Below are 16,736 nucleotides of genomic sequence, written 5' to 3'. Positions count from 1 at the left end.
GCAAAGTGCGCTAGCCCTTTCGATCCCGAGCCGCTCTGTGACGCTCAAGGTGGGTCATTTCCTGTTGCCACTTTGAAAGGAACTTCAGCCAGTCGTGCAGATAGCCGCCCTCAGCTACACGGGTTGAACCGTAGCTTGCACACAAGAAGCGCTCACGCCACGGCTCCGGTATAGCGTCGTCCCGCACGATGGATGTCCCAATCGGATGGGGCTCAGCAGTCACCTGATTGGAGATCTCTTCAACGCTGAGAATTCGCAGTGACCCGAGTGAAGGTCGCTCCTGCTGATCTATCTCATCCAACACCCTCAAAACGCATAGTGCTCTTGGATCACCAGGGTCTAGGTGAGCCAATATCCATAATGCTCTCCGACGGCGGTTTTCAAGGAAGTGGAGCGAATCATCACTGGCCATGGCTTCATTTCTTAGTGAGGCTTGCGACCGAGCCCGCCTTCATCGGCAAGCATCCGCTCGACGAATTCGATGGACATCTCCAGCTCGCCCTCGGCTTCCTTCAAGACCGACTCGAGAGATGGGTGAGCAGCGGAAGCGCGGAGCTTTGCAATTAGTTCCAAGAGCTCTCGGCCTTGGGCCATGGGCATTTGTATGCTGCAGTACACGGTGTCCTTCGCGTCTCGACTCATAAGTGCCTCCATCAGAATTTGTCTTGCCCGGGCGCGCCCTCGCGGGCCGGCTGGCGTGAACCGAGCCACCTTTCGGCGTCTCGGCCCTTCGGGCTTTCATCCTCGCGCCTGCGCGCTCTGCTTGCCTCGCATCCATGTCAGCATATCAGCTTCAGGAGTTCGACCTGGGCGATTGCTCTCTAAGAAATCGCCCTTAAAATTGGGCACTCCCATTTTAAGGGCATGCTCTTAACATACTGATTTAAATTGATATTTCTTAGAATTTTCCTCTCGCTTCCTTGACCACTCCAGCGTCATGGTCTTCATTTCTTGTTACCCCCAGGAGAGAAATAGCCATGAGATCAGCACCTCTTTTCTACCCGGAAAGGTGGTGAGCTTGCCGATGAGTTCCTCCCTGACGAAGAAGGTGTTTTTCAGCTTGCTGGCATCGCCGCGCTCGTAGTCAAAGGGCACTCATTCATCATCACTAGGTACGGGAAACCCCACCTGTTCATGGACGCACCCGAGCAGTGCAACAAGCCTCAGACTTAGGGGAGAGCCAATGATGATCAAAGAGTCGACCCTCGCAGCCGTTGCGGTCAGCGTAGTTTGCGACCGTTGCGGCCAGACTTGTCCTTCTGATGACGGTCATCCACAGCACGCCGTGCTGAGCGCGGCGTGGAAATCAGGCTTGAATCGCCCCTGGTTTCGTAGACACCTCCAAGCCTCATAATGAGGCCCAAATAGGAGGTGCCATGAGTCGTCAGCGTTACCCTGAAGAATTCAAGATCGAAGCGGTCAAGCAAGTGACCGAGAAAGGCAAGCCTGTCGCTGAGGTCGCCCAGCGCCTGGGCATGTCCGTGCACAGCCTTTACGCCTGGATCAAGGTCTACAGCAAGCCCCAAGAGCAGCGTCAGCAAGACAATGATCAGCAGGCTGAACTGCGCAAGCTGCGCGCTGAACTCAAGCGCGTGACGGAAGAGCGAGACATCTTAAAGAAGGCCGCCGCGTACTTTGCCAAGGAGTGCGGCTGAAGTACGCCTTCATCAAGAAGCACTCGACGGATTACCCGGTGCGGCGTCTTTGCCAAACCCTCAAGGTGCATCCCAGCGGCTACTACGCTTGGTTGGCGGAGCCTCAATCTGCCCGAGCAAAAGAAGATCATCGTCTGCTTGGTTTGATCAAACATGCTTGGCTCGAAAGCGGAGGTGTGTACGGCTATCGCAAAATTCATGGTGACCTGCGTGAGCTGGGAGAGACATGCGGGCGAAATCGAGTCGGTCGTTTGATGCAAGCAGAGGGGTTGCGTTCGCAAACGGGTTATCGCCGTCGTCCTGGGTTTTATGGCGGAAAACCAACCGTGGCCTCGCCCAACCACCTTGCCCGGCAGTTCAAGGTCAGCGAGCCGAACAAGGTCTGGGTGACCGATATCACTTACATCCGCACCTATGAAGGATGGCTTTATCTGGCGGTAGTGCTGGATCTCTTCTCACGCCAAGTAATTGGTTGGTCAATGAAGCCAAGGATGTGCAGCGACCTTGCTATCGACGCGATGCTGATGGCCGTTTGGCGACGCAAACCCAAAACGTCGACACAGCAGTGCTATGCAGCTGTCTCCAGTAGAGTATGAGAAACGCTATTTCCTGAGCTTGGAGAGTGTCTAGGAAACCAGGGGCGATTCACTGCAGTCCTTGGCCGACAACAAAGTCTGGCTGTCCACCCCGGTCTCCTTCAATGATCCGTTTGACTGCGCCATCAACCTCGACCGCAGCAAGCTGGCAGAGTCCGTAGCCCACGCGGTCGAAAAAGCCACACAAAATGCTGAGGTGGAGGACTCACTTAAGGTGCCGAGCGAGGAGGACGAGCTTGCCTATGAGCGGCTTCGCGACGGACTCGGCTCGCTCATGCAGAACATTGGTGTGTTCTGCCTCAGCGAGGCACCCGATGAAATTCTGATGTGGTCTCACTACGCCGAGAACCACAAGGGCTTCTGCATCGAGTACAAAATCGATGAGACCTCCCCGCTGACGACCATGGCCAGACCGGTGAAGTACACCGATGTATACCCGTCACTGTCCGTGAAGAACCTGCATGCCGGCGCCACGGAGGCTTTTCTGGAGGCCTGCCTGTTCACCAAGGCCAAGCAATGGAGCTACGAGAAGGAATGGCGAGCAATCATGGATGTTGGCGGGAAGCTTTATCAAGCTCCAGCCCCCGTCTCCGCCATCATCTTCGGCGCGCGTATGCCTGAGGCCGATAAGCGAGATGTCTACGAGATTCTTCGCCTTACACCCGGAATCGAATTCCGGGAAGCGTTCCTCCTTGATAGCTTCTTTGGACTCGGTTTCCGTCCGTACGTAACTGAAGACAACCGATAAGGTCGTTCAGGGCTAGGGGAGCTGGAAGCTTTGGCCTTGCTCATACCCCGCTCTATTTGCAGTACACCGTCCAGAGCTCATCAACTCGCGTGGTAAAGCTCTGGCTCATCATCTCCCGGCGCATCCAGCTGGGATCGACATGTACGCTCGCCAACCGCATTGTCCCCTACCCCACCTAGCACTCAACGCATCAAGCACGCCCATGAGTTTTGTACTCGCTACCGGCTGGGCAACTGCAAAAAGGTCACCGGTGATCTCGTTCCGCTGACTCAGGTCGAGCAGCAATACCTCTCCTTGCTGTAGCGGAAGCCCTCCCGGTAAACCAGCTCTACCCCCTCCTATGCAGCCTTTGTCAGCAAACGCGTGTCGTCCGTAGCGTATGGCAGGTCGACGAGGATTCCGTTGGCATACTTGGCCTCATTTGGGTTGAACTGGCCCGTGCGGATACTCACCCGTAGCCGCTTGCAGAGTGACTGCTGGGCACGAAGCTTCTCGGCAGCCCTGGACGTATAGGTAGCCACTGCTTCTTTGATCGGAGCCAGCTCGGTCATCCTAGCGCTCTCGTTTGAGTCCACGATGAGATGAATAAGCCCGCACCGGTCTCCGGCGCGGGCTTTTACTTTCCGGGCCTTGGACAGTATCTGACCCGAAAGTACGTCCTTGTGAACTGATGACAGCGTCTTGGCTTTGATTGTGATAGCACTACAAAAAAAGCCCGCCTAAAGGCGGGCTTAAAACGAAGGGGGTAATTCAGCTGGCATCATTGCCAACGTTGATGGCTCAGACCTTCAGCTCATCAAGGACGCTCAGCACAGCTTCGTGTGCGATGCTGATGATGCGATCCACTTCCTGTTCGGTCGTGACAAGAGGAGGAGCAAAGCCCAGGATTTCACCGTGAGGCATAGCACGAGCGATCAAGTTGCGATCACGGGCTGCTTTCGAGATCCGTGCACCAACCTTGAGGGCTGGGTCGAAACGCTTCTTGGTGGCCGGATCCGCTACGAACTCAATGGCGGCCATCATGCCCACACCACGCACTTCGCCGACGATTGGCAGCGAGGAGAAGGTCTCCTGCATCGACTTTTGGAAATACTGGCCAACCTTGTCGACGTGCGCTGGAATGTTCTCACCCTCGACGATGTCGAGCACAGCGTTTGCTGCCGCGACACCGATAGGGTGGCCCGAGTAGGTGTAGCCGTGGGAGAAGGCACCAACGCGATCAGCGCCTTCCTCCATCACCTTGTACACCTTCTCACCAACAATCGAAGCCGACAGCGGTGCGTAGGCAGAAGTCAGGCCTTTAGCTACGGTGATCAGATCAGGCTCGATACCGTACTTGTCGCAGCCGAACATGGCACCAGTACGGCCAAAGCCGGTGATCACTTCGTCAGCGATCAGCAGGATGTCGTACTTTTTCAATACAGGCTGAACAGCAGCCCAGTAGCCTTCTGGCGGAGGGGTAATACCACCGGTTCCGAGCACAGGCTCAGCAATGAATGCGCCGATGGTGTCTGGGCCTTCACGCAGGATGAGCTCTTCGAGTTCACGTGCACGGCGGGCAGAGAATTCCAGCTCAGTCTCACCTGGCTCGGCGCCCCAGTAGTAGTGAGGAGCACCAGTACGCAGGATGCCTGCAATCGGCAGATCCATGTGGTCATGGTAGAACGACATGCCGGTCATGGAACCAGAAACTACGGAGCAACCGTGGTAGCCGCGCTCACGAGCAATGATCTTCTTCTTGTTCGGCTTACCGCGCAGGTTGTTGTAGTACCAGACCAGTTTGGCTTGGGTCTCGTTGGCATCCGAACCGGACATGCCGTAGAAGACCTTGCTCATTTTGCCCGGAGCCATCTTCACCAGGCGGTCAGACAGGCGAGCGAGCTCTTCCGTGGTGTGCGCAGCATAGGTGTGGTAGTACGCCAGCTTGTGGGCTTGCTTGGAGATCGCCTCGGCGACTTCGGTACGGCCATAGCCGACGTTCATGCAGTACAGGCCAGCGAAGCCATCGATGTACTCACGCCCAGTCGCGTCAGTGATAGTGATCCCTTTCGCGGTTTCGATGATTGTTGGATCACCTGCCTTGCCAGAGGCAAAGTCTTTCAGCTGGGTGAACGGGTGGAGCACTGCACCGCGATCTTGTTGGGAGATCAAATCTTGCTTTTGCTTATCCATTTTTCAATCCTCTTGTGATTTTTACAGACCGCCGATGCAGACGTATTTCAGTTCCATGTACTCAGCCAAACCGTGCTTCGAGCCTTCACGGCCCAAGCCCGATTGCTTCCAGCCGCCAAACGGGATTGGTGCGCCGGTGAACTTCGGAGTGTTGAGTGCGACCATGCCGTACTCGAGTCGGTCAGATACTCGGCAGGCACGACGAAGGTCGTTGGTGTACACGTAGGCAGCGAGGCCGAACTCGGTGTTGTTGGCCCTGGTCACTACTTCATCTTCGGAATCGAAGGGCAGGATTGCCGCCACGGGGCCGAAGGTCTCTTCGAAAGCGATGTCCATTTTGTCCGTGACGTCAGCCAGAACAGTCGGAAGGACGAAGCTGCTACCCAAGTGATTGTCGATACCGCCGCAGGTGAGTTTTGCACCCAGCGAGAGAGCATTCGAAATCTGCTCTCGGCACTTGTTGGCAACCGTTACCCTAGTCATTGGGCCGATATCGACGCCCTCTTCAAGGCCATGGCCAACGCGTAACTTCTCGGTGGCCTTGGTGAATTCCTCTACGAATTGACCGTAGATGTTGCGATGCACATAGATGCGATTCGCGCCCAGGCAATCTTGACCTGAGGTTGCGAACTTGGCGCCAATGCAGCCTTCGACAGCCTCAGCAATCGAGGCATCATCGAAGACAATGAACGGAGCATGGCCACCCAGTTCAAGGGATACTTTCTTGACCGTATCCGCAGACTGACGCAGCAGAATCCGACCAACCTCTGTGGAACCGGTGAAACTGAACGCACGGACTGCGGAGGCGGCCAAGAGACGAGCCGACATCTTCGGTGCATCCCCGGTCAGCACCTGGAACACACCACCAGGAATACCAGCTTCTTCAGCCAACCGGGCGAGAGCCAGGGCAGACAGCGGAGTTTCAGGCGCCGGCTTGACGATCATCGGGCATCCAGCCGCCAGTGCAGCAGCAGCCTTGCGGGTGATCATGGCGCTGGGGAAGTTCCAGGGCGTGATGGCCACGGTTACACCAATCGGCTGCAGCTTAGTGACCAACTGGCTGTTCGGGAGATGACTTGGAATTGTCTCGCCGTAGCAACGCTCACCTTCTGCCGCAAACCACTCGACAAAGTTCGCGCCGTAATTGATCTCTCCGCGTGATTCGCTGAGCGGCTTACCTTGCTCGCAGGTCATGATGACCGCCAAATCTTCTTGGTTCTCACGCATCAGTGCTGCCCATTTACGAAGGACTGCACCACGCTGTGTCGGCAAGGTGTTCCGCCAACCATCGAAGGCACGCGAAGCGGCTTCGACGGCCAGATCTACCCAGGACTCGTCGCAATGGGCTACCTGCGCGATCACCTGGTCATTAGCTGGATCAGTGACGTCGAGCGAGCCCTCGCCAGTAACCCAGCGCCCATCAATGTAAGCCCGAGTTTCAAGCAGGTCATTTCGACGAAGCTTATTGAGGGCGGAGGGCGCAAGATCTTTCATTTTTATATGCCTCGAAGAGATAAAGCTGATGTTCGATGAGGATCATTCTATGTCTGGCTTGACGCTGGAAATATGAGTAATCCAGCCCGTGTGCGCAGTAATACTGTGATGTTTTCACAGTTGCGCAGCTTTCCTGCGTCATTTATCAGAGATGCGATTTCAGGTCTGTAGGTGCATAAGAAATGATTGGAACAAAACCAATTAGGTGTAGAAAAACAAAAAAGGCTGCACTTGGCAGCCTTGTTGAAGGGGCAGATGTTTAAGAGATTTTCTCAGCCAGAACTGCGATTGTGTCACCGCACTGCACAAGCCCCGGGAAGTGACGGCAGGCAAGAAGGCCGTCACGTTGGGCCTTGTATTCGGTAGGTGCCACACCTGTTCTTGTGACGTCGTACACTCGAGCAATCACATCGCCTTTGGAGACCTGATCGCCCAGATTGAAGCAGTATTCAATGAGCCCGGCATGCTCGCTTGCAATGAAGCAATTGTCGTCAGGCATATCCAAGAAGATGCTGTCCTGTGCAATATCAAGATCACCCATGACCGCCCCTGCATGAACCAGGAAATTTCGTACCCCGCGCTCTGCAATTTTAATAGTGGTGGAGCTGGCTGTACCCCCACCACCAAGCTCGGTAGTCACAAAGATTTTACCGGCTTCTTCGACAGCCGTATCAAACATGCCCACGCTATCGATTTCCAGCATTTTCATGCTGTAGGGAGCCGCGAAAGCATCCATTGCCCGTTCGCCTTTCTGCTGTTGCAGCTTGTCCGGCAGAATATGAACAGCGGCAAATGGAATGAAGTCCAGAGTCTTGCCGCCAGAGTGGATATCAAGGACGTAATCCGCCAATGGCAACAAGTGTCGCTGGATATAATCAGCAATTTTTTCCGTAACTGTCCCGTCAGCCTTACCTGGGAAGGTACGATTCAGATTCCCGCGATCAATCGGAGAGGTTCTGGAGGCGTTTTTAAAAGCAGGATAGTTCATGAAGGGCAAAATAATGATTCGCCCTCTGACTGTTTCGATGTCCAGTTGATTGGCCAGCTTGGTGAGTGCAATCGGGCCTTCATACTCGTCTCCATGATTGCCGCCAGTGAGGAGCACAGTCGGGCCGATCCCGTTTTTCATGACGGTGATAGGAATCATGATCGCACCCCACGCAGAGTCATCACGTGAGTAAGGCAGCTTCAAGAACCCGTGCGACACCCCTTGTTGGTCGAAATCGATAGTTGGCTTGATGGGACTAGGTTTCATTGCATATTCCTTATTTGTTTGTCGTTCAAGTAGGCTAAGGCTCAGCGCAGCGGCTATGACTCGACCCAACAGGTGTAACCAGTGCGTAGGGGTGGTGCACTACTAGCATTGGCATTTAGCTTTGTTGGCTGACGTATCTGATGTACACTCAGCTAACGCAACTGACACATTTTCATCAAGTATTAGTAGGGGTGAGAAACTCATGGAGCTTGATAGGATTGACTTACGAATTTTAAGTGCCTTGCAAGTCAACAATAGGCTCACCTCTGAAGAGCTTGGTGATTTGGTCGGTTTATCTTCCACGGCCTGCCAGCGCAGGCTTAAGCGCCTGCGCAGTGAAGGGGTCATCGAGAGCGACATCTCCATCATCAACCCTAAAGCGGTTGGAAGGCATGTCACCATGCTGGTGCTGGTCACTTTGGAACGAGAGCGCTCAGACATTATCGATAAGTTCAAGCAGGCCATTAAAAATACTCCTGAGGTCATGAGCGGATCCTATGTCACGGGTGATGCTGACTTTGTACTCCTCGTAACCTCAAAGGATATGGAGGACTACGAGAACTTCACCCGAAGGTTCTTCTACGAAAACAATGACATCAAGAGTTTCAAAACAATGGTCGTGATGGATCGGGTAAAGGCCGGATTCACACTTCCAATTGATGATGCTTAGCACCTCTTGGCTCATCAGGAGGGCTACTCCTGAAGAGCTAGCAGAAATCCTTAATTTGCCTCTCTAACGGCGCTCAGAAAACTGCGGGTACGCTCTTCCTGGGGGGTCTCGAACAGTTGGCCTGGAGCACCTTGTTCATGAATTCGACCCTTGTAGAAGAAGCAAACGCGATCCGCAAACTCCCGAGCAAAGCCCATTTGGTGAGTAACCATAAGCATGGTCAGCTTATGCTCGCTTCCAAGTCGACGGATGACGTTAAGGACTTCACCGCAGAGTTCCGGGTCGAGCGCCGAGGTGACCTCGTCGAAAAGCATGACCTTTGGTCTCATGGCTAGGGCCCGTGCTATCGCGACCCGCTGCTGCTGGCCACCAGACAGTTGCGAAGGGTAATGATCGAGCTTGGCACCCAGTCCAACCATTTCCAGCAACTGCACGGCGCGATCCCTGGCTTCGGCTGGTTTTACACCCAGGACATGGACGGGGGCCTCAGTGACATTTTGCAGCGCAGTACGGTGGGGAAAGAGGTTGAACCCTTGGAATACCATTCCTATTTTGCCCCGGACAGCACGCACGTGCTTCGCGTCGGCTGGAACCAGCTTTCCATTCCTTCCTTGCATGTGAGTCAGCGACTCGCCTTCGACCAGAATGCTCCCCTCATCGATTCCCTCAAGGGTCATCAGCACTCGGAGCAACGTCGATTTACCTGATCCGCTGGGGCCAATGATGGCGACTTTTTCGCCTGCCGAAACATCCAGTTCCAGGCCGTCCAAAACAGTGAAGTTGCCATATCGCTTAGTTACGCTGCGGAAGCTAACCATGGGCTTGCCGATGGCCGGGGACGAAATGGCGCCTGAACTGACACCTGTCAAAATTTCGCTTGGAGCTATCTGAATGTTGGAAACTGGAGAGGTGGTCATTATTTTTGCTCCAAGCGCGCTTCAACGCGGCGTACCAAATAAGCCAGAACAATACTCAGAACAAGGAAGAACACGCCTACCATGGTGATGGGCTCAAGATATCGGAACGTCTCAGAGCCGATGTTCTTTGCTTGCTGCATGATCTCAACGACAGTGATAGCTGAAAGCACAGGTGTATCTTTCAGCATCGCAACCAGGTAGTTGCCAACCGGTGGCAAAATCGGACGGAGAGCTTGGGGTAAAATGATGTTTCGATAGGCAAGCGAAGGACTCATGTTGAGTGCTGTCACTGCTTCCCATTGGCCTCGCGGAACCGCATCAAGGCCGCTTCGATATACCTCTGCCAGATAGCAGGCGTAGTGTAGACCAATGCCTAGCACGCCTACTTGCATTGCTGTCAGGCTAACGCCGTAGTTAGGCAGAACGTAATAAAGAAAATAAACTTGGATCAGTAAAGGTGTACTGCGGATAAATTCGATCACCCCACCTATTGGCCAAGAGATCCATATTCTTGCGCTGCGTCTGCCAATGGCGAGGAACAGTCCAAGAACGATAGCGATTGCAAAGCCCAGCAACGTGACGCCGATTGTGTTAAGAGCTGCCCGGAACAATTCGGGCAAGAGCTGTATTGCATAGTTCCAGTCGAAGAAATTCATCACAGGCTCCCTTGGACACGACCACGGGCCAGATGTCGCTCTAAACGCCGCATTGCCAAGTTAATCGCTTGGGCCATTACGAAGTACATGAGCAGCGCTAGGGCGAAGACCTTGAGAGTCTCGAATGTAGCCTGATCGAGTTGGCGCGCCCTGAAGCTCAAATCTGCAAGCGTTATAAGGGAAACAAGGGATGTGTTTTTCAACAGCTCGATCAGCAGATTAGTTCCAGGCCCCATCGCTGCGAGCAGGGCTTGCGGCAAAATGATGCGACGAAAGCGTGTGAATGGGCCAAAGTTAAGTGCTGTGCAAGCTTCATATTGACCTTTAGCTACCGAATTAATCGCGCCGCGCATTATCTCTGCACCATAAGCGCCAATATGTAGCCCAAGGCCAACGATTGCGACGGTGTAGGGGCTCAGCTCGAGATTGAATGGAGGAAGCGGAAGGACGAAGAAGAGCCAGAACAATTGAACGAGCAGCGACGTACCCCGAAAGATCTCAATGTAGACGACGCAAAACCAGCGGAGCGGTCTCCATGTCGACATTTTGCCGAGTGCCGCCAGGGTCGCTGCAACGATGGCCAGGAGAGATCCGAAGAAGGTGATCTGCAGGGTAACCCATGCGCCCTGGAGCATAAGTGGTAGTAAATCTGCCATTTGACTCTACCTCACGTTAAATCAGCCAAAGGCGCGGCAGTGGGTTTGACGCGCCGATTTGGATGCAGTGTTACTGCCCGCAGAGCTCCGCAGCTGTTTTCGTAGTGAGGTTGCTCTTGTCGAATCCGAATGGCGCCACTGTTTTCAGGTGTTCTTCACTACCGAGCCATTTCTTGAGCTGGGCATTGACCTGGTCACGAAGCTCCTTGTCTTCCGGTCTGAAGGCCAAGGCACCGTAGCCGATATGGGAAGGGTCATCTTTGAAGTCGGTCATGGCCTCTACCGAATCACCGCCTTTGGCCGCGAGCCCTTTCATCGTGAGCTGTGTGCCTACAGCAGCATCTGCCCGCTTGGCACGAACTGCCTGCAGCTGAGCCGTGGTATCTGGAACCTGGAGGATTTGTTCGTCTTTCACGCCAGAGTCACGGGCGTACTGGAGCTCCACGGTGCCCGCCATAATGGCCAGCTTCACTTCTGGGTTCTTTGCGACATCTTCGTAGCTGAACAGCTCCTTGGGATTGCCTTTCGGCACCAGGAGCGCGTCAGGGAGCTGGTAGTGAGGGTCGGTGAACAAGACCTGCTTGCAGCGGGCTGGAGTGATGTACATGCCGGCTGCGATAGCATCGAAACGACCAGCTCGCAGGCCAGGAATCAGCGATCCCCATTCGGTGAGTACACCATTGACGTCCTTGATCCCCAACTGCTTGAAAATCGCGGTGGCGATTTCAGGCGACTCGCCCGTGACTTTTCCATCGGTTCCGGTATAGGCGAAAGGCGTTTCGTTGGCATAGCCAATCCGAACACTGCCCTGCTCTTTGAGAGAGTCGAGGGTTGTAGCTGCGTGTGCGGATACGGCGATGCTCGCAATGGCACACGCCAGGGTCAGGCGTTGAGCGACTGCGGAAAGCGAAGTGACCAAGTTCATCAAAAATCTCCCTCTATTGTAATTGGCCCGCGTGGCGCGGAGTTTTGGGCAGATAGAAGATCACGCTGCAGCGCCGCTATTTTTGGAATTGATAGCGGTAGCTTGAAGAAGACCCAAGCCTTCCTCGGAAGCGTGAGATGAGCATACAAAAGGCTTTCCGTGACGAGCATTGCACTAGGACAATTGATCTCAACATGTTGTAACGTCCATGCTGTAGGCCGTGGCTTAGGAGCAAGCATAGCGATGATGGAAAAATGGCGGGAAGCGGTTGAGCACGCCCGTGGCGGCGAGTCCAAGTACAAGATTCTTGTCCAAGCGATCAGCTCGGACATCGAGCAGCATAAGCTGGCGGATGATCAGCGCCTGCCACCTCAACGGCAGGTTGCCGATGCCTTGGGGATCAGTGTCCAAACCGTGACAAACGCCTACAAGGAACTCGAGCGCCAAGGGCTAGTAAGGTGCGAAGTGGGTCGCGGGAGTTTCGTTTCTCGGCGAATGAGTGACCGTGTAGCAAGCTACATTCTCGATGCTCCCGAGCGCGCACTCGTCGATCTATCCACCGCCCGAATCATTCACACCCCAGAGCATGACAGGTACTGGCGAGAAACATGCGCCGAGCTTGCTAATGAGGTCGATCAAAGCTGGATCCGACTGTGCCGACCTGTAGCGGGCTTCGATGCTCATCGTGATGCCGCCTGTCATTGGCTTGGGCGTCTTGGCTTGCCAGGGCTGGCTCGAGAAGATGTGTTGATCACAAATGGGGCGGCCCACGGGCTATTCCTGGCGCTGGCCTCCCTTGCAGGCCCTGATGACCTGGTGCTCTGTGAAGGCATGACCGATCACGGTGTCATTGGGAACTCTCAAGTCCTCGGCTTCAATCTGAAAGGCCTAGACACTGATCGTGACGGGATTGATCCCGAGCACTTTGAGGACATCTGCAGCAACGAGCGCGTTACGGCCCTGGTATGCACGCCGAACCTTAATAACCCGACCAGCGCGTTGATGCCCAATAGCCGCAGGAAAGAGATAGCCTCCATCGCTCGTCGCTTCGGTGTCCACATTATTGAGGATGACGTCTACGGCCCCCTGCTTAACCAATACGAAGGCCCTCCAATCAGCTCATATGCCCCCGAGCTCTCGTTTTACTGCACCAGCATGACGAAGTCAGTTCTGACTGGGCTACGAATCGGGTTCCTCAAAGTACCTAAACGACTGGCGCTGCGAACAGAAAGCATCCTTCGCGTGACGAGCTGGATGGCAGCCCCCATGCTTGCCGAGGTTGCCGCACGGTGGATTATGGATGGGAGGGCCGACACATTGATCCAATTGCAGCGAAGGCTCCTAGAGACACGCCAGAAGCTGGTAGCAGACGAGATGGGGCGCTACCTCTATTGCCATCGCCCTCATTCGTTAAACGCTTGGCTGAATGTGCCAGCACATTGGGATGTTTCCAGCCTGGTGCGCGCACTACGACAACAGCATATTGCGGTTACGTCACCGGAGCCGTTCACCGTTCGGGGGGTGACCCCAGCACGCGGCATCCGGCTTTGCATCGGCGCTGAAACGAGTGAAAGCGAGCTATCCCAGGCCCTGAAAACCATGCGGATGACTTTTGAACAATACCCAGGAGTCCATGACTTCTGACCGTTTGACACAAATCTGAAAAAACGCCACCGGATTGCCCTAGTACATTCATTATGACAATCAGCGGCTCGTAGACTCTAAAAAAACAATCGTTCGGTGGTCTACCATGCCGGCAGTGACAGTTCGAGAGGCCCTCATCGCCCGGGATCGCATTAAGCACCTGGTGCGCGAAACGCGAATGGAGCTCTCTCCAAGCCTCTCCGACTTCATGAAAGTGCCCGTGTACCTCAAGCTGGAATGCCACCAGGCGACTGGTAGCTTCAAGCTGAGAGGGGCCACGAACGCGATTGCGGGCCTTACCTCTCAACAGCGTGCTCTGGGAGTAGTAACCGCTTCAACGGGCAATCATGGTCGTGCCCTTTCCTATGCCGCAGCTGCCGCCGGCGTTCGCGCTACCGTGTGCCTTTCAAGGCTTGTCCCATCCAACAAGGTGGCTGCGATTCGTGCGCTGGGCGCCGCCGTGCAGGTGGTTGGTAACTCTCAAGACGATGCTCAGTTCGAAGCTGCCCGTCTTGCTCAAGAAGAGGGCCTTACCTTCATCCCTCCTTTCGATCACCAGGACGTAATTGCAGGCCAAGCCACTTTGGGTCTGGAGATCGCTGAGCAACTCCCTTCCGTTTCGCAGGTACTCATACCGCTTTCGGGTGGAGGACTTTTCTCCGGCGTGTCCTTGGCGCTCAAAGCACTACTTCCTCAGGTGAAAACCCATGGTGTGAGCATGAGGCTTGGCGCAGCAATGGCACAGAGCCTCGAGGCTGGAAAGCCCGTGAATGTTGAGGAAGTAGCCACGCTGGCCGACTCGCTCGGTGGCGGAATTGGTCTGCGAAACCAATACACATTTGAACTCACCCGTCGATTCATCGACCGAGTGATTTTGCTCAATGAAGACTCAATCGCGGATGCGATGCTCCATGCCTACTTAGAAGAACGGCTCGTCATTGAGGGAGCGGGAGCGGTAGGTATCGCAGCTCTGCTTACCAGGCAGGTTGAAGCTCAAGGGCCAATCGTGATCGTCGTGAGCGGTGGGAATGTCGACATGGCTCAACACCAACGCATCATCCTGGAAGCTGTGCGCGACCGCCGCCCAGCACGTGCTTAAAGAGGTGCCATGTGAGCGAAGTCCTTCTGCTTAACCAACGCGAAATCCGTGAGTGCGTAACGCTCGATACAGACAGTATCGATGTAGTGGAAAACGCATTTGCATCGCTGGCCAGAGGCAAAGTGGTCATGCCGCCAATCCTCCGGTTAGACATCTCCGAGCACAATGGCGAGGTGGACGTCAAAACCGCTTACCTGCCAGACCTTGAGAATTTCGCTATCAAGGTCAGTCCAGGCTTCTTCAACAATCCTGGTCTAGGCCTACCAAGTCTGAACGGCATGATGATGCTGCTCTCTGGACGCACTGGACTTCTCCAGGCGCTCCTACTCGACAACGGATACCTCACTGCCGTTAGGACAGCAGCTGCTGGGGCTGTGGCTGCACGTTGGCTCGCCCGCCAGGACAGTGAAGAGGTTGCCCTTCTTGGTGCAGGAGAACAGGCCGAGCTTCAACTCAAAGCGCTCCTTCTTGTGCGGGATATCAAGCGAGTTCGGGTATGGGCTAGGAGTTCCGCAAAAGCGCAGCAACTGGCCTTGCAGCTATCGAGCCTCTACGGCCTGGAAGCCACTGCCGCAGAGTCGGTCGATGAAGCAATGTCGAGCGCTGACATTGCAGTCACCTGCACGCCAAGCAATCAACCAATTTTACATCGCAGGCACTTGCGGCCCGGTCTCCATATCACGGCTATGGGGGCAGACACTGAACACAAAAACGAGGTTGCTCCTGAGGTAGTAGCAGCAGTCGATCACTACGTTGCGGATCGAGTCAGCCAGACGGCAACACTTGGAGAACTCCATCACGCGATCAACGCTGGTGTTGCACAAGACCTTCGTGTGTACGCCGAACTGGGTCAGGTGATCCTTGGAGATCGCGTCGGAAGGTTGACTCCAACCGACGTAACTCTTTGCGATCTCACCGGCACAGGCGTTCAGGACACAGCGATTGCGAACCTGGCTTTTTCCAGAGCAATCAGCACAGGCAAAGGCTTGCTCTACAACAACTGAATCACCAGGCAACACAATAAAACCATACCCCAATCATGAGGGATCGATCATGTCTGAAATTGTTGTGAACCTTCCGTTTACACGGGAGGAGTACGCCCAGCGTATCGCCAAAGTCCGTGCAGAAATGCAGGCTAGGAACATTGAGCTGCTGCTGGTTACTGACCCTTCGAACATGGCTTGGCTGACCGGCTACGACGGTTGGTCGTTCTACGTCCACCAGTGCGTACTGCTGGCCATGGAAGGTGAGCCTGTTTGGTATGGCCGCAACCAAGACGCTAACGGCGCTCGACGTACTGTCTTCATGAAGCAAGACAACATTGTCGGCTACCCCGATATCTACGTTCAGTCGACTGAACGGCACCCAATGGACTACCTCTGCAAAGAGGTGATCCAGGCGCGTGGCTGGGATTCGCTCACTATCGGCGTTGAGCTGGACAACTACTACTTCAGCGCTGCTGCATACCTGGCACTGCAGCAGCATCTGCCCAAGGCCAAGTTCGTCAACGCGAACGCGCTCGTAAACTGGCAGCGTGCGGTGAAGTCCCAGCAAGAAATTTCCTACATGCGTGTGGCTGCTCGAATCGTCGAAAAGATGCATGACCGCATCTTGGAACGCATTGAGCCCGGCATGCGGAAGAACGAGCTGGTTGCTGACATCTATGCCAGTGGCATTCTCGGTGTCGATGGCTATGGCGGGGACTACCCGGCCATCGTGCCGCTGCTTCCTACCGGAGCAGACGCTAGCGCCCCACACCTGACCTGGGATGACTCTCCATTCAAGGTCGGCGCCGGCACCTTCTTCGAAATCGCCGGCTGCTACAAGCGCTATCACTGCCCGCTGTCCCGAACTGTTTACCTGGGCAAGCCACCGCAGCATTTCATCGACGGCGAGAAAGCAGTCGTCGAAGGTATCGCTGCCGGCCTCGAGGCCGCCAAGCCTGGCAACACCACTGGTGATATCGCACGTGCCTTCTTCGGCGTGCTTGAGAAGTTCGATATCCACAAGGACAGCCGTTGCGGTTACCCAATCGGTATCAGCTATCCACCAGATTGGGGCGAGCGCACCATGAGCCTGCGCCCGAGCGACAACAGCGTGCTCAAACCTGGTATGACCTTCCACTTCATGCCTGGCCTATGGATGGATGATTGGGGGCTCGAGATTACCGAGAGCATCCTGATCACTGATACTGGGGTCGAGACGTTCTGCTCGACTCCTCGCAAGCTTTTCGTCAAGGACTGACGAAA

The 16,736-nt window shown here is 54.9% G+C and carries 15 protein-coding genes and 2 pseudogenes; 7 read left to right on the top strand and 10 right to left on the bottom strand.

Going from position 1 to position 16,736, the window contains the following annotated elements; all coding sequences use genetic code 11:
• Positions 1-423 precede the first annotated feature (423 nt).
• Both FPB55_RS12515 and FPB55_RS26285 read right to left on the bottom strand, forming a co-directional pair.
• Positions 424-642, bottom strand: a complete 219-nt coding sequence (locus tag FPB55_RS12515) for a hypothetical protein (protein WP_023048444.1) — start codon at positions 640-642, stop codon at positions 424-426.
• Between the two features lie 312 nt (positions 643-954).
• A complete protein-coding gene (locus FPB55_RS26285; protein WP_023048445.1) occupies positions 955-1,095 on the bottom strand; it encodes a hypothetical protein in 141 nt (46 codons plus the stop codon).
• Between the two features lie 281 nt (positions 1,096-1,376).
• Here FPB55_RS26285 and FPB55_RS12510 point away from each other — a divergent pair.
• Both FPB55_RS12510 and FPB55_RS12505 read left to right on the top strand, forming a co-directional pair.
• A pseudogene (locus FPB55_RS12510) lies at positions 1,377-2,203 on the top strand (IS3 family transposase); the annotation flags it as partial.
• Positions 2,204-2,312: 109 nt separating this feature from the next.
• Positions 2,313-2,999 (top strand): DUF2971 domain-containing protein, encoded by a 687-nt coding sequence (locus FPB55_RS12505; protein ID WP_023048447.1) that lies wholly within the window; start codon positions 2,313-2,315, stop codon positions 2,997-2,999.
• 52 nt (positions 3,000-3,051) lie between these two features.
• Here the strand turns inward: FPB55_RS12505 and FPB55_RS12500 are convergent.
• The 4 genes and pseudogenes from FPB55_RS12500 to doeB all read right to left on the bottom strand — a co-directional run.
• Positions 3,052-3,553: pseudogene (locus FPB55_RS12500) on the bottom strand (DUF4113 domain-containing protein); the annotation flags it as partial.
• Positions 3,554-3,779: 226 nt separating this feature from the next.
• A complete protein-coding gene (locus FPB55_RS12495) occupies positions 3,780-5,171 on the bottom strand; it encodes an aspartate aminotransferase family protein (protein ID WP_010955129.1) in 1,392 nt (463 codons plus the stop codon).
• A 21-nt stretch (positions 5,172-5,192) separates the two neighbouring features.
• Positions 5,193-6,665, bottom strand: coding sequence for an NAD-dependent succinate-semialdehyde dehydrogenase (locus FPB55_RS12490; protein WP_010955130.1), 1,473 nt, complete (start codon positions 6,663-6,665; stop codon positions 5,193-5,195).
• A gap of 259 nt (positions 6,666-6,924) precedes the next feature.
• On the bottom strand, positions 6,925-7,920 hold the full coding sequence (doeB, locus tag FPB55_RS12485) for a N(2)-acetyl-L-2,4-diaminobutanoate deacetylase DoeB (protein ID WP_010955131.1): 996 nt from the start codon (positions 7,918-7,920) through the stop codon (positions 6,925-6,927).
• A 202-nt stretch (positions 7,921-8,122) separates the two neighbouring features.
• Between doeB and FPB55_RS12480 the strand changes: the two genes are divergently transcribed.
• Positions 8,123-8,590, top strand: coding sequence for an Lrp/AsnC family transcriptional regulator (locus FPB55_RS12480; RefSeq protein WP_010955132.1), 468 nt, complete (start codon positions 8,123-8,125; stop codon positions 8,588-8,590).
• Between the two features lie 50 nt (positions 8,591-8,640).
• On the opposite strand, the gene ehuA is transcribed toward FPB55_RS12480, so the two are convergent.
• From ehuA to ehuB, 4 genes are all read right to left on the bottom strand, one after another.
• On the bottom strand, positions 8,641-9,408 hold the full coding sequence (ehuA, locus tag FPB55_RS12475; RefSeq protein ID WP_010955133.1) for an ectoine/hydroxyectoine ABC transporter ATP-binding protein EhuA: 768 nt from the start codon (positions 9,406-9,408) through the stop codon (positions 8,641-8,643).
• Between the two features lie 98 nt (positions 9,409-9,506).
• The gene (ehuD, locus tag FPB55_RS12470) at positions 9,507-10,163 is read right to left on the bottom strand and encodes an ectoine/hydroxyectoine ABC transporter permease subunit EhuD (protein WP_023048450.1); all 657 of its coding nucleotides are present in this window, start codon (positions 10,161-10,163) and stop codon (positions 9,507-9,509) included.
• A complete protein-coding gene (gene ehuC, locus FPB55_RS12465; protein ID WP_023048451.1) occupies positions 10,163-10,819 on the bottom strand; it encodes an ectoine/hydroxyectoine ABC transporter permease subunit EhuC in 657 nt (218 codons plus the stop codon). Before ehuC ends, ehuD begins: the two co-directional genes overlap by 1 nt.
• 70 nt (positions 10,820-10,889) lie before the next feature.
• A complete protein-coding gene (gene ehuB, locus FPB55_RS12460) occupies positions 10,890-11,744 on the bottom strand; it encodes an ectoine/hydroxyectoine ABC transporter substrate-binding protein EhuB (protein ID WP_010955136.1) in 855 nt (284 codons plus the stop codon).
• A 246-nt stretch (positions 11,745-11,990) separates the two neighbouring features.
• Here ehuB and FPB55_RS12455 point away from each other — a divergent pair, with 246 nt between their 5' ends.
• From FPB55_RS12455 to doeA, 4 genes are all read left to right on the top strand, one after another.
• Positions 11,991-13,388: a PLP-dependent aminotransferase family protein gene (locus FPB55_RS12455; protein ID WP_144189619.1), complete on the top strand. Its 1,398-nt coding sequence runs from the start codon at positions 11,991-11,993 to the stop codon at positions 13,386-13,388.
• 106 nt (positions 13,389-13,494) lie between these two features.
• A complete protein-coding gene (eutB, locus tag FPB55_RS12450) occupies positions 13,495-14,487 on the top strand; it encodes a hydroxyectoine utilization dehydratase EutB (protein WP_010955138.1) in 993 nt (330 codons plus the stop codon).
• Between the two features lie 11 nt (positions 14,488-14,498).
• Complete coding sequence (eutC, locus tag FPB55_RS12445; RefSeq protein ID WP_029886622.1) at positions 14,499-15,491, top strand: ectoine utilization protein EutC; 993 nt, start codon at positions 14,499-14,501, stop codon at positions 15,489-15,491.
• 49 nt (positions 15,492-15,540) lie between these two features.
• Positions 15,541-16,731, top strand: a complete 1,191-nt coding sequence (doeA, locus tag FPB55_RS12440) for an ectoine hydrolase DoeA (RefSeq protein WP_023048454.1) — start codon at positions 15,541-15,543, stop codon at positions 16,729-16,731.
• Positions 16,732-16,736: the final 5 nt, after the last annotated feature.

The sequence above is a fragment of the Pseudomonas sp. BJP69 genome (genome assembly GCF_007633355.1).
Taxonomy (GTDB): domain Bacteria; phylum Pseudomonadota; class Gammaproteobacteria; order Pseudomonadales; family Pseudomonadaceae; genus Aquipseudomonas; species Aquipseudomonas juntendi.
Note: the sequence above shows the minus strand (reverse complement) of the source record. Positions and strands in the feature narration are given on the sequence as shown.

Bases quoted from the DNA above. Each gene is read 5' to 3' on its own strand.
- FPB55_RS12515 (WP_023048444.1), bottom strand. From the start codon at position 642: ATGAGTCGAGACGCGAAGGACACCGTGTACTGCAGCATACAAATGCCC.
- FPB55_RS12495 (WP_010955129.1), bottom strand. From the start codon at position 5,171: ATGGATAAGCAAAAGCAAGATTTGATCTCCCAACAAGATCGCGGTGCA.
- FPB55_RS12490 (WP_010955130.1), bottom strand. From the start codon at position 6,665: ATGAAAGATCTTGCGCCCTCCGCCCTCAATAAGCTTCGTCGAAATGAC.
- doeB (WP_010955131.1), bottom strand. From the start codon at position 7,920: ATGAAACCTAGTCCCATCAAGCCAACTATCGATTTCGACCAACAAGGG.
- FPB55_RS12480 (WP_010955132.1), top strand. From the start codon at position 8,123: ATGGAGCTTGATAGGATTGACTTACGAATTTTAAGTGCCTTGCAAGTC.
- ehuA (WP_010955133.1), bottom strand. From the start codon at position 9,408: ATGGTTAGCTTCCGCAGCGTAACTAAGCGATATGGCAACTTCACTGTT.
- ehuD (WP_023048450.1), bottom strand. From the start codon at position 10,163: ATGAATTTCTTCGACTGGAACTATGCAATACAGCTCTTGCCCGAATTG.
- ehuC (WP_023048451.1), bottom strand. From the start codon at position 10,819: ATGGCAGATTTACTACCACTTATGCTCCAGGGCGCATGGGTTACCCTG.
- ehuB (WP_010955136.1), bottom strand. From the start codon at position 11,744: ATGAACTTGGTCACTTCGCTTTCCGCAGTCGCTCAACGCCTGACCCTG.
- FPB55_RS12455 (WP_144189619.1), top strand. From the start codon at position 11,991: ATGGAAAAATGGCGGGAAGCGGTTGAGCACGCCCGTGGCGGCGAGTCC.
- eutB (WP_010955138.1), top strand. From the start codon at position 13,495: ATGCCGGCAGTGACAGTTCGAGAGGCCCTCATCGCCCGGGATCGCATT.
- doeA (WP_023048454.1), top strand. From the start codon at position 15,541: ATGTCTGAAATTGTTGTGAACCTTCCGTTTACACGGGAGGAGTACGCC.